The sequence below is a fragment of the Aquibacillus albus genome, assembly GCF_016908325.1.
Lineage (GTDB): Bacteria > Bacillota > Bacilli > Bacillales > Amphibacillaceae > Aquibacillus_A > Aquibacillus_A albus.
Genome location: NZ_JAFBDR010000003.1, coordinates 265,979 through 279,376, shown reverse-complemented (window position 1 = coordinate 279,376; position 13,398 = coordinate 265,979). Strand labels below are relative to the sequence as shown.

Here is a 13,398-nt window from a genome sequence, read left to right as displayed (position 1 = left end):
CCATGACAAAAAAATTTCCATATGATGCAGGGCCGCCAGATGCGATGGAAAGAATTAAAGAGGAAAGTAACTACCTCCGAGGTTCACTGGTAGAAAGCTTTGCAGATCCGATTACCGCATCCATTCCTGATGAAGATGCAAAGCTGTTAAAGTTTCACGGCAGTTACATGCAGGATGACAGAGATTTGCGAAATGAACGTAAAAAACAGAAGCTCGAACCCGCCTATCAATTTATGATTCGTGTTCGTCTTCCTGGAGGAGTTGCTGAACCGCAACAATGGTTGACAATGGATGATATTGCAAACCAATACGGAAACGGCACGCTTAAATTAACGACAAGACAAACGTTTCAGATGCATGGGATTTTTAAGTGGAACATGAAAAAGTCGATGCAAGAAATCAATCAGTCGTTGCTAGATACGATTGCAGCATGTGGAGATGTCAATCGGAATGTAATGTGTAACGTGAACCCAGATCAATCAAATGTTCATGCTGATGTACAAAAATGGGCCCAAGAAGTCAGTGACCACTTGTTACCAAAAACAAGGGCTTATCATGAGATATGGTTAGAGGATGAAAAAGTAATCGATAGTCGTGGGAATGAAGAGGAAGTCGAGCCGATTTATGGTGAGCTTTATTTACCTCGTAAGTTTAAAATTGGAATTGCCGTACCACCTTCGAATGATATTGATGTTTATTCGCAGGATATTGGTTTTATAGCGATACAAGAAGACGATAAGTTAATAGGTTTCAATGTTGTAGTAGGTGGAGGCATGGGAAGTACGCATGGAGATACGAGTACTTACCCTCAAGTGGGAAAGGTGATTGGTTTTTGCCCGGCTGAAAAAATTGTGGACGTTGCCGAAAAGATTCTTACGATTCAGCGCGATTACGGTAACCGTTCCAACCGTAAAAATGCCCGTTTCAAGTACACAGTAGATCGATTAGGCAAAGAGTGGATACTTAATGAATTAAATAACAGGTTAGGATGGAATTTAGAAGAGGCTCGTGATTTCCACTTTGATCACAATGGCGATCATTATGGATGGGTGAAAGGAAATGGTAAATGGCACCTTACTCTGTTTATTCAAAATGGCAGAATTGCCGATACAGATGATTATAAGTTGAAGACAGGGCTACGAGAAATTGCAAAAGTTCATACTGGTGATTTTCGCTTGACCCCAAATCAGAACGTGATCATTAGTAATGTCACGAACTACATGAAGCCTAAAATTAAAAAGCTAGTAGAGGAATACGGGCTGACAGATGGAAAGCAAAATTCAGCCTTGCGAAGAAATTCGATGGCATGCGTTGCGTTTCCTACTTGTGGGCTAGCCATGGCTGAGTCGGAACGTTATCTCCCTTCACTTATAGATAAAATCGAGGGAATTCTTGATGAAGCTGGTCTTCGAGAAGAGGAAATTACGATTCGGATGACAGGGTGTCCGAATGGTTGTGCTCGTCCCGCTCTCGCAGAAATTGCCTTTATCGGGAAGGCACCTGGAAAATACAACATGTATTTGGGCGGAGGCTTTAAAGGAGATCGCTTAAACAAAATGTACCGAGAAAATATTGGCGAAGAAGAAATTTTAGCCGAATTAAAGCCAATCCTGTTCCAGTATGCCAAAGAACGAAAAGAAGGAGAAAACTTCGGAGACTATGTCATCCGAGCCGGCTATGTCGAAGAAGTAAAATCAGGATTAGATTTCCATAAAGTACCAGCAAGGTAAGGTGGTGCCTGGCACCAATCGAAATTTGTCGAATGGGACTTGGTGCCTGTTATGACCTGAATTTGCATAGTATGAAAGCATAAATTTTAGCAAAGAAGCTTACTGACGCAGGAAAAAATTTAGGCGCTAAATATAAGTGTAACTAGATATTCAACTGCGCCTAAGGCTTGCACTAGCCAAGGTTTTCTAATCGAAAGAATGGAGGTTATGATCATGGCAATTGATGCACATGGAGGAAAACTTATAAATCGTGAGTTAACTGGGAGTGAAAGAGAGCAGGCTTTAGAGAAGGCTGCATCGCTTACCTCGTTAACGTTATCTGATTGGGCAATTTCAGATTTAGAATTGATTGGAATTGGTGGATTCAGTCCCCTTTCAGGATTTATCGGGAAAAAGGATTATGAAAGTGTTGTTCATAACACACGCCTTGCAGATGGAACGGTTTGGAGCATTCCTATCACACTATCCGTTTCAGATGCAGAGGCGGCCAACTTTCAAATCGGAGATAGTATCGCACTAAAAGGACAAGATGGAAAGATTTATGGAACGCTTAAGCTAGAAGAAACATACAACTATGATAAGCAACTGGAAGCCAAAAAAGTATATGGCACAACAGATGAAGCACATGCTGGTGTCAAAAAACTATATGAGCGTGGAGATGTTAATTTAGCTGGTCCTATTACTCTATTAAATCGCCCAGATCATGGTGATTTTGAAGATTTTTACATGGATCCTAGTGAAACGAGAAAAATGTTCGAGGACTTAGGCTGGAAAACAATTGTCGGTTTCCAAACAAGGAATCCAGTTCATCGTGCACATGAGTATATTCAAAAAAGTGCACTAGAGGCTGTAGATGGCCTGCTGTTAAATCCTCTTGTTGGTGAAACAAAGTCCGATGATATTTCAGCAGCTGTTCGAATGGAAAGCTATCAAGTTATTCTAAAAAACTATTATCCTGAAGAACGAACAAGACTAGTCATTTATCCAGCAGCGATGCGTTATGCAGGCCCGAGAGAAGCAATTTTGCATGCAATCGTGCGGAAAAACTATGGCTGTACACACTTTATTGTCGGACGTGACCACGCCGGTGTCGGTGACTACTATGGTACGTATGAAGCTCAAGAGCTTATTAGTCAATATGAAGATGAATTAGGCATTCAAATCTTTAAGTTTGAACACGCTTTTTACTGCACGAAGTGTGAAAATATGGGTACAGCAAAAACATGTCCACATGATAAATCCAATCATGTTCATCTAAGCGGTACGAAGGTGCGTGAACTGCTGCGCAATGGCGAAAAGCCACCGAAGCAGTTTTCTCGTCCAGAGGTTGCAGAAGTGTTAATTCGAGGAATGCAGGAAAACGAACCTATTAAATAAATGCTAACAACAGACCTTCACTAGTTAATAAAGGATGTTCAAAAGGTCATCCAATAAGTGGTGCTTCTCTTCGTGGGCTCGTTCTTCTTTCCGTCATCATGTAGGGAAAGATGCACGCCAGTCCTTAGAAGCTTCACCGCTTGGATCTGCTTGCTTTTAATATACCGACTTGTTGAACACGCGCTAGTAGAGAAAAAGTTTTTCAGTAAAGGGGGAGATAAAATGAGTCATTCGTCGAATATAGTATGGCATGATTCAAAAGTTACGAAGCAGGAAAGACAACAAATGAACAATCATAAAAGTGCGGTTCTTTGGTTTACTGGACTGTCTGGTTCCGGAAAATCAACTGTATCTGTTGAGTTGGAAAAAAAGCTGTACGAATTAGGTGTTCATACCTATCGATTAGACGGTGACAATGTCCGTCATGGTTTAAATAACAATTTAGGTTTTAGTCCGGAAGACCGTACAGAGAATATTCGTCGTATTGGTGAAGTATCAAAGCTAATGGTTGATGCTGGTTTACTTACGTTGAGCGCTTTTATTTCACCGTACAGAGAAGATCGTGATAAGGTTAGGCAAATATTGGATGAAGATGAGTTCATTGAGATTTTTGTAAAAGCAAGCGTTGAAACGTGTGAGGGTCGTGATCCAAAGGGGCTTTATAAAAAGGCTCGTGCTGGCGAGATTAAAGGATTTACTGGGATTGACGCCCCTTATGAAGAACCATTAAACCCAGAGTTGACTATAAATACCGATGAACAAACCGTTGAAGAATCAGTTTCTGCGATTGTTCATTATTTAAGAGATAAAGGGTATCTAGACTAATTACTATAGGCTTCGACCTAAGCGAAGTGCTCATTTAATTCCGAGTTAATCGATTGAATTAAAAGGAAAAAGGTAGTGAAAGGGGGGCTTTGATGACTTGGGAAATGTTGTTTACTTTTATCGTAGTAATTATTATGATGGTTTGTCTCATTAAAGAAGTTGCTCGTCCCGATATGATTGTATTTGTTGCACTAACAAGTCTGTTCGTTACAGGTATCTTAACACCAAAAGAAGCTGTCGCTGGTTTTTCCAATGAAGGGATGTTGACGGTCGCCTTGCTATTTATTATAGCTGGGGCGATTCAGAAAAGTGGTGTTGTAGAATATGCAATCACTTACTTATTGGGAAAAAGTAAATCGGAAAGGTATTCCTTGATTAAACTTTTAGTGCCAATTACTGGTGCGTCTGCTTTTCTAAACAATACACCGATTGTTGTGACGTTAACACCGATTATTCGAAAATGGAGTGAAGAAAACAACATTTCACCATCAAAGTTTTTAATCCCCCTTTCCTATGCTTCGATTTTGGGTGGAATATTGACGTTGATTGGTACGTCTACGAATCTTGTTGTTCATGGATTAATGATAGAAAGAGGAATGGAAGGCTATTCCTTGTTTACTTTAGCTGCAGTTAGTTTGCCAGCTAGTGTATTAGGTCTTATCTATCTCGTTACCTTTGGCTATAAGTTGCTTCCTAATTATAAAACGTATGGGGAAATAGCTTCTAAGAAAAGTAGAGAATACTTAACAGAAATGATCGTTGAAGAAAATTATCCATATTTAGATAATCCATTAGTCAACAAAACTGTGGAAGAAGCAGGACTTCGAGGGTTAGAAGGCGTATATTTGATTGCCATTATTCGGAATGGCGAGAAAATTTATCCGGTCAAACATTCTACAAAAATAAAAGCAAACGACCAGTTGATTTTTACAGGTGTTCTTTCAAAAATTGCCGAGGTTCAAGACAGAAAGGGATTAACATTAAAAACTGGTACAAACAACACGCTAGAAACACTAAGGAATGGCAATGGACAATTAGTCGAAGTAGTCATTTCACATCAGTCATCACTACTCTACAAGCGGATAAGAGATTCCCAGTTTCGAGCAAAATATGATGCTGGTGTAGTAGCAGTTCATCGAAATAATGAACGAATAGAAAGTAAAATTGGCGATATTGTTTTAAAGCCTGGGGATACACTGTTATTATTAGCGGGCCCAGACTTTGAAGAAAGATCTGAACAATCGAATGATTTTTATGTAGTTACACCAGTAAATAATCATCCGTTGTTAAATAAGATGGATAGGAAAAAGGCATGGTTCTCTGTTTTGACATTAGCATTGATGATCATTTTCGTAAGTATTGATTTACTTTCGATGTTTAAAGCAATGACGATAACAGTAGTTGTTTATCTTTTATTTAAAATTATTACAGCAGATGAAGCGAAACGCCATGTGCAATTTCATGTTTTGTTATTAATCGCAAGTGCTTTTGGTGTCGGGCAGGCACTATTTAAGACCGGAGCAGCCGAATGGTTGGCAGATCAGTTACTGCTTTTATCCGCTCCATTTGGCGGGATAGGTGTTTTAGTCTTGTTATACCTTTGCACGATAACTTTAACTGAAATGATTACAAATAATGCCGGCGCAGTTCTAATGTTTCCGATAGCAATAGAAGCTGCAAACAGGTTAGGAGAAGACCCAATGGCATTTGTCATTTTAATAACAATTGGCGCTTCCGCCAGCTTTTTATCTCCGATTGGCTATCAAACAAACTTAGTAGTCTATGGCCCAGGTGGTTACAAATTTATCGACTACCTAAAAGTAGGACTCCCATTAAGCTGCATAGTCATGCTTACAACCGTTGTGATGGTGAATTGGATATGGATGTAATGGTGCTGTCACCACCTGAATTTTGTCGAAACAGAAAGATGGAGGGATGAACGTTGGGGAAAGTGTATATTGTAGGGGCAGGGCCTGGTGATCCAGACTTACTGACTATTAAGGGTTTAAAGGCAATCGAACAAGCAGATGTGATTTTATATGATCGGTTAGTCAATGAAGAATTACTGGCATATGCACCTGAAAAAGCTGAGCTTATCTATTGTGGGAAAAGTCCTGGCAATCATCTAATCCGACAAGAACAAATTAATGAGTTACTGTGCACTTATGCGGACCAAGATAAAGTGGTTGTTCGATTGAAGGGTGGCGACCCATTCATCTTTGGAAGGGGCGGCGAAGAGGCAGAGGTATTACGTTCGCATGGAATCCCTTTTGAAATTGTACCTGGTATTACATCCGGGTCTGCTGCACCTGCTTATGCTGGCATTCCACTGACCCATCGTAAAATAAGCTCGTCAGTGACCTTCATTTCTGGATATAACCCGGAAAAAGATACACCAGAGTACTGGCAAAATCTTTCAAGCAGTGTGGAAACCCTTTGCATTTATATGGGAATCAAACGTTTCCCGAGTATTTGTGAACGGTTATTGGAAAGTGGAATGAGTCCCGATATGCCAATCGGTATCATTCAATGGGGAACAACAGATCATCAAAAAACAATAACAGCAACATTAGGAACGATAACAGATCGATTACATGAAGTGGAAAACCCATCGATGATTGTTATTGGTGAAGTTGTTCGGCTAAGAGAACAGCTCCAATGGTTTGAAGAACGTGGCTTGGCTGCAATTGAGATGGTGTAGGACTGGTGCCAGTCGTATTTTGCCGAAATGAAGAAGGTTATGTATCATTACAGAGCTATCATTGATTATGGTAGCTCTGTTTAATTTGTCTGTCACTATTTAAAATCACCCGGTTTATACAAAAATCTTTATTCCTCTAGGAGTATGTTTTGGTTAATGTTACAGATAATACAAAAAAGTCATTTTTGAAAGAGGAGGTAGGTGTTACGTATGATGAGATTTTTCAACAAAAACAAGTTATTATTTTCTTCCTCTCAAAATGGGTCTAAGCAAAGTAAGGTCAATAATCACAAAAATAGTCAGAAAATCGAGAAAAAATTAGAATCCAATCTAAAAACAATACAACAAACGTTTAAAAATAGTTCTGATTTGCAATTTAGAGAATTTGAGATTTATAACGCTAAACCGGTCAAAGCTTCTATTTGTTTTATTGAAGGATTAGTAAACGAAGACTATATTAATTTACATATTATGAAATCGTTAATGGAGCCTAATTTTTTACATGAGACGAAAAGTTTACCTGCTAATAATTTACTAACCATTGTGAAAAATAGAGGATTAAGCTCTTCTGGTATGGCAGAAGTTCAAACAATGGACGAAGTAATTAATGGTGTAATAGTTGGAGAAACGGCTGTTTTTATTGATGGCTTTAAGTCAGCACTTCTTTTAAGCACACAGGGTTTTGAATCAAGAAATGTAGAAGAACCTGAAACGGAAGCGAATGTTAGAGGGTCACGGGAAGGCTTTAATGAAGTGTTAAAAGTAAACACTTCGTTAGTCCGCAGAAAAATAAATAATGCCAATTTAGTGTTTGAGGATATGAAGATAGGAAAACAAACGAAAACTACGATACGAATTGGATATTTGGATGGTCTTGCAGATTCAAAAATTATTGAGGAAGTGAAGAATCGATTGCAACGCATTGATACAGATATGATTTTGGAATCAGGATACATTGAACAATTTATTGAAGATCATCCATATTCAATCTTCCCTACCATTGGAAATAGTGAAAAACCTGACAAAGTGGCCGCTAAAATTTTAGAGGGAAGGATTGCCATTTTTTGTGATGGTACCCCTTTTGTTTTAACAGTACCACATCTATTTATTGAAACGCTACAAGTGCCAGAGGATTATTATTCGCGACCATACTTAGCATCGTTAATGAGACTATTCCGAATACTTGCGCTGTTTTTAACGATATCTACACCAGCAGTTTTTATCTCTCTTTCATCCTATCATCATGAAATGGTTCCAGCATTACTACTTACAACCATGGCAGCAGCAGAGGAAAAAGTGCCCTTTCCTGTTTTCATAGAGGCATTGCTAATGGTCATCACTTTCGAGTTATTAAGAGAAGCTGGTGTTCGAATGCCACGTCCAGTAGGTTCGGCGATTAGTATTGTTGGAGCGTTGGTCATTGGAGAGGCCGCAGTTTCAGCTGGTTTAGTCAGTGCACCAATGGTAATTGTAGTATCTCTTACAGCGATAACAGGTTTTGTTGTGACTGCTTTAAATGATGCAGTTATTTTATCAAGATTTTTTCTGTTATTTTTAGCTGGAGGCTTTGGGTTTTACGGTTTGTTGATGGGAACATTGATATTAATTGGCCATTTATGCTCGTTACGTTCCTTTGGAACTCCATATTTAACTCCAGTAGGCCCGATATTTTTTAGTGAGTGGAAAGATGCGATTATTCGCATGCCATTATGGTTCTTGAAATCAAGGCCTCAAACAGTGAATTGGCAAGAATCAAGAAGACAGGGTAATCAAAATAAACCAAGGAGTCCTAAAGGAGAGAGACAAAATTGAAGGTATGGATCATTGTTCTCTCACTTATTCTATTAACCGGTTGTTGGGATAGAAGAGAATTAACGGAAGTGGGAATTGTTGCAGCAATGGCTATTGATATGGATCCTGAAACAGGTGAATATATTCTTACATCACAGTATTTAAGACCTGCGGCAGAGAGCACACAAACTCCAACTCCTGATCGGCCATATTTAATGGTATCTACAACTGGTAAAACAATTTCAGAGGTGATGCGCAAAGCGAACGAAACAATCGATCGGAAGAGTTTTTTTGCTCATAATAAAGTCATTGTTATTAGTGAGGAGATAGCTAAAGAAGGGTTGATTCCAGTTATCGATGCGTTTCAACGTGGAAAGGAAGTCCGTGGCTATGTGTGGCTTACCATTGCAAAAGGTTCGAGTTCGAAAAGTATTATCGAAACAAAAGCAAATAATATTTCGCGTATTCCGGCTGATTTTGTACATGCGTTAATTGAGAATGCAGAGCATAATGCTGCTTTTACAGATGTTCTCAATTATTACAAAAAAGTTTTGGGAGCAGGGATTGATCCGGTAGCTGGGGTATTAACTCGAATAGTAAATAACGAAGAAAAGGCACCTCCTGAACTTGTAAAACTTTCTGGTGGTGCAGTATTTAAAGAAGACAAACTAGTAGGTTTTTTAAACCAAACAGAAACAAGAGGCTATAACTGGGTAACAGCAGAAGGAGAATTTGGAAATAGAGGTGCCTTAATTCTTCCGTCTTTATTAGAGGAAGACAAATATGTAACTATTTTAATGCAGGAATTACATGCTGAAATTAAACCACAAATTGACAATGGGGATCAACCAACTTTCACTATTCAAGTAGATCAGAAAGCACGTGTGACTGGGCAAGAGGCAACTGGTGAATTTAAGAGTCGAAAAGAAGTTACAGATTATTTAAAGAAAATAGAAAAAGAAGCGGAAAAAGAAATCGAAAAGGAAATAAAAATGGTTGTAGATAAAGCGCAGCAGGATTTAGAATCCGATATTTTTGGATTTGGGAGAGCATTAAATAAGAAATATCCAAAGGAATGGGATAAATATAAGGAAAATTGGTCTGATAAATTTGTAGAAGTTGAATATACTCTCAATGTGAATGTTGATTTAGTAGGATCTGGATTAATACAGGGTCCGTTTAAGCCTCAGGAATAAAAATAGGTTGGATGCAAAAGTCCGCTATCTATTGTAGCGGACTTTTACATATTTATATTCGATGTTAACGATTTAACAGTAGCTTAAATAAGTAAAAGATAATCATCAATAAAAGAATTAATGCATAGAGACTACCGCCGATTAACAAAAAAGCTAACAAAGGATCTGCTTTTAAAACTGATACAAAATCGTTCAACAATCTCAATCTCCTTTCGAAGAGATTTTTCTTTTTATTATAATAAGCAATAGTAATAAAACGGGAAGAAAAGAAAAGAGTAAAATACTGTAAATAACCCCCTCTAACCCTTTCCATCTTTGGTCGTCCAATCCATTAAATCGTAAAACAGAAATCAATGGTAAAAGAAGACCAAGAAGAGAGACAATCCATGTGTGATTTTTAACTTGGAGTATCCACTTTATTGCTAAGCAGGACCCAAAAAAATGTAAAGCAGTTTTAAAAAAACCACCAATAAATATAATAAAAACACCAATGCTATCTAAGTTTGTAATAATATTAGCAATATTTACGGAAATTAAGGTTTCTAACAAAGGGATTTCTGTATTTGCAGCTAATTCTGGTCCTAAAACAGAAATAATTACGATTAAAGAAGTGATAAGTAGAAGTGTAGATACACTAACAGAAAGAACTGCTACCTTACGAATGGCTTGTTGTTCTCGAACGTAGTGCCAAAACATGAGAAACAAAACCATTTCTCCGAATGGAAATGCAATTACTGTATGAACCTCTCTTAAAAGAGGTTTAATTCCATCACCTAAAACAGGTAGTAGATGACCAAGATCAAAGTTACCGGATAAAACCATAATTATATAAGTAGCTATTAAGAACAGCAGTAAATAAGGGACTAAAATTTCTGCTGTTCGTGCAAGAACTTCAAACCCTAGACTAAGGATATAAATGACGACAAAAATAAACAAATATAAAATAACTAATAATGGAGTTCTAGGTAATGCCGTCATATTAATCAGTGCACCAAATTCATAAAAATTGTGCGTTGCAACACTTAAGAAATATAAAGCAAAAAGAAAAAGTAATGGTTTGGCTACTTTTGACCCTAGTGCATCATTTAATATCTCAGCAAAGTTTTTATTCGGGTAATATTTAGCGATTTGCGTATAAACCACTAATAGGCATAAACCAACAAGAAATGCGAGCAGAATGACAATCCATGCATCTTGCTTTGCCCCTATACCTAAGGCAAATAAGGTTGTACTGCCGACCTCAAAGGCTAATATGAGTGAAAATAATTGTATGCTTGATATTCGAATCATGGCATCATTTCTCCTTTGGGAGGATAGGGGACTTTTCAATCCGATATCTAACGGTTAAAAATTCTTTACCCACCCACTTAACATTTTCTCCACTATTGTAAGGAGTTATAACAAACTACCTTTCAACGTTTAATAACAACATCATACTCCTTTCGAGGAGGTTTTTCTTTTTAGCATAATAAGCAATAGTAATAAAACAGGAAGGAAGGAAAAAAGTAATATACTCAAAACTCCCCCCTCCAAGCCTTTCCACCTTTGATCATCAAGTCCATCAAATCGGTAAACGGAAAATAGTGGCAAAAGAATGGCGAAAATAGTGATGACCCACCTTTGGTTTTTGTTTTTATGATTAAACAGCCAGCTGAACGCTAAACAAAACCCTGAAAAGTGCAGGGCAGTTTTAAAGAAACCACCAATAAATATAATAAAAACACTAATGCTATCTAAGTTTGTAATAACATTAGCAATATTTACGGAAATTAAGGTTTCTAACAAAGGGATTTCTGTATATGCAGCTAATTCTGGTCCTAAAACAGAAATAATTACGATTAAAGAAGTGATAAGTAAAAGTGTAGATACGCTAACAGAAAGAACTGCTATTTTACGGACGGCTTGTTGTTCTCGAACGTAGTGCCAAAACATAAGAAACACAACCATTTCTCCGAATGGAAATCCAATTACTGTATGAACCTCACCTAGAACAGGTTTTATTCCATCACCTAAAATAGGTAGGAGATGACCAAGATCAAAGTTACCGGAAAAAAACATAATTATATAGGTAGCAACTAAGAAAAGGATTAAATAAGGGACAAAAATTTCTGCTGTCCGTGCTAGAACCTCAAACCCCAGACAAAGAATATAAATAATGACAAAAATAAACATATATAAAATGACTATAAGTGGAGTTCTTGGCAATGCTGTCATTTTGATCAGTACGCCAAATTCATAAAAATTGTGGGTGGCCTGACTATAGAAATATAATGCAAAAAGAAAAAGTAATGGTTTTGCTATTTTCTTTCCCATGGCACCTTCTAATATTCCAGCAAAATTTTGATACGGGTAATATTTAGGAAATTGCGTATAAACTATCAATAGAATTAAACCAACAAGAAATGCGAATAAAACAACAATCCATGCATCCTGTCCTGCCCCTATACCTAAGGCAAATAAAGTGGTACTGCCTACCTCAAAGGCTAATATGAGTGAAAATAATTGTATGCTTGATATTCGAATCATTGCATCATTTCTCCTTTGTGATGGGTAAAAAGGGGACTAGTGGAAAAAGCATTATTCTAAAATATCTAAAGTTTAAAAATTCGTTAAGAAACTTTACCACCCACTTAACATTTTCTCCACAGTTGAAAGCATTTATAACAAGGTGGTCAAGAAGCCTACTCGATAAATAGCGGATAAATGGGGTTAATCATTCAGTGAAAATTAATTTTAAAACGGCAAAAAGACTCGCAGTTAACGAGTCTTTCCATTTAAGTAACTATATCTTTTGTTTCGTATTCTATCTCAAATCCTAAGTCCTTAATCATTTGGTGATCTGTCGTACCTTCTTGACCGCTTGTTGTTAAGTAATCGCCAACAAAAATGGAATTGGCTGCATAAAGACTTAGAGCTTGTAGACTCCGTAAATTAACTTCACGTCCTCCTGACACTCGAATTTCTTTGGTAGGATTAATGAAGCGGAATAGACATAACACCTTTAAACAATAATTTGGCGTTAGCTCATTTGTTCCCTCTAATGCAGTCCCATCAATGGCGTGAAGGAAGTTGACAGGAATCGAGTCAGCATCTAGCTCTCGTAAGGCAGTCGCCATTTGAATGACGTCGTACTTAGATTCTTTCATTCCTACAATAACACCCGAGCATGGAGAAATCTTTACATCTTTTACTTTGCTAACCGTGTTAACTCTGTCTTGGTATGTATGTGTAGTAGTAATCTGATCATGGTGATTTTCTGAGGTGTTTATATTGTGGTTATACCGATCAACACCAGCATCCTTTAATACTTGAGCCTGTTCCGTGTTTAACAGTCCTAGACAGGCACATATTTTCATGTTGTAGTTTTCTTTAATTTCCTTTACTGCAGCTGTTACTTCCTTTAACTCACGATTTGTGGGGCCACGTCCACTTGCAACAATGCAGTACGTACCTGCGTGTAGCTGATGAGCTTGTTCCGCTCCCTTAACAATCGAAGCTTTATCCATCATACGGTATTTTTGTATTGGAGCTTTTGAATCAATAGATTGTGCGCAATACCCACAGTTTTCAGGGCAGAAACCCGTTTTCGTGTTGATAATCATATTCAGCTTTACTTTGTTTTGAAAATAATGCTTCCGAATTTTATAAGCACTAGTTAACAAATCAAGCAAATTTTCATCTGGACATTCTAGTATAGAAAGGGCTTCCCTTTCATTTAATTCATATCCGTTGATAACGCGTTCAGCAAGGACAATCCAATTGTCGTTTTTCTGCATCC

The 13,398-nt window shown here is 37.7% G+C and carries 11 protein-coding genes; 7 read left to right on the top strand and 4 right to left on the bottom strand.

Going from position 1 to position 13,398, the window contains the following annotated elements; translation table 11 throughout:
- Positions 1-2: 2 nt before the first annotated feature.
- From cysI to JOC48_RS04585, 7 genes are all read left to right on the top strand, one after another.
- A complete protein-coding gene (gene cysI / locus JOC48_RS04615; RefSeq protein ID WP_204497878.1) occupies positions 3-1,730 on the top strand; it encodes an assimilatory sulfite reductase (NADPH) hemoprotein subunit in 1,728 nt (575 codons plus the stop codon).
- A gap of 213 nt (positions 1,731-1,943) precedes the next feature.
- Positions 1,944-3,107 carry a sulfate adenylyltransferase gene (gene sat, locus JOC48_RS04610; RefSeq protein ID WP_204497877.1) on the top strand — a complete coding sequence of 388 codons (1,164 nt, stop codon included), beginning with the start codon at positions 1,944-1,946 and terminating at the stop codon, positions 3,105-3,107.
- 222 nt (positions 3,108-3,329) lie between these two features.
- On the top strand, positions 3,330-3,932 hold the full coding sequence (gene cysC / locus JOC48_RS04605; protein ID WP_204497876.1) for an adenylyl-sulfate kinase: 603 nt from the start codon (positions 3,330-3,332) through the stop codon (positions 3,930-3,932).
- Between the two features lie 92 nt (positions 3,933-4,024).
- Positions 4,025-5,821, top strand: coding sequence for an SLC13 family permease (locus JOC48_RS04600; RefSeq protein WP_204497875.1), 1,797 nt, complete (start codon positions 4,025-4,027; stop codon positions 5,819-5,821).
- Positions 5,822-5,874: 53 nt separating this feature from the next.
- Entirely contained in the window at positions 5,875-6,633 is a 759-nt protein-coding gene (cobA, locus tag JOC48_RS04595; protein WP_204497874.1) for a uroporphyrinogen-III C-methyltransferase, read from the top strand.
- 210 nt (positions 6,634-6,843) lie between these two features.
- Positions 6,844-8,445: a spore germination protein gene (locus tag JOC48_RS04590; RefSeq protein ID WP_239584189.1), complete on the top strand. Its 1,602-nt coding sequence runs from the start codon at positions 6,844-6,846 to the stop codon at positions 8,443-8,445.
- Positions 8,442-9,620 (top strand): Ger(x)C family spore germination protein, encoded by a 1,179-nt coding sequence (locus JOC48_RS04585; protein WP_204497873.1) that lies wholly within the window; start codon positions 8,442-8,444, stop codon positions 9,618-9,620. Before JOC48_RS04590 ends, JOC48_RS04585 begins: the two co-directional genes overlap by 4 nt.
- 64 nt (positions 9,621-9,684) lie before the next feature.
- Here JOC48_RS04585 and JOC48_RS21475 read toward each other — a convergent pair whose 3' ends face one another.
- The 4 genes from JOC48_RS21475 to bioB form a co-directional block, all read right to left on the bottom strand.
- Positions 9,685-9,816 carry a hypothetical protein gene (locus tag JOC48_RS21475; RefSeq protein ID WP_275580700.1) on the bottom strand — a complete coding sequence of 44 codons (132 nt, stop codon included), beginning with the start codon at positions 9,814-9,816 and terminating at the stop codon, positions 9,685-9,687.
- A 5-nt stretch (positions 9,817-9,821) separates the two neighbouring features.
- Positions 9,822-10,910 (bottom strand): GerAB/ArcD/ProY family transporter, encoded by a 1,089-nt coding sequence (locus JOC48_RS04580; RefSeq protein WP_204497872.1) that lies wholly within the window; start codon positions 10,908-10,910, stop codon positions 9,822-9,824.
- Between the two features lie 141 nt (positions 10,911-11,051).
- Positions 11,052-12,146, bottom strand: a complete 1,095-nt coding sequence (locus JOC48_RS04575; RefSeq protein ID WP_204497871.1) for a GerAB/ArcD/ProY family transporter — start codon at positions 12,144-12,146, stop codon at positions 11,052-11,054.
- Between the two features lie 248 nt (positions 12,147-12,394).
- A complete protein-coding gene (gene bioB / locus JOC48_RS04570) occupies positions 12,395-13,396 on the bottom strand; it encodes a biotin synthase BioB (protein ID WP_204497870.1) in 1,002 nt (333 codons plus the stop codon).
- Positions 13,397-13,398 lie beyond the last annotated feature (2 nt).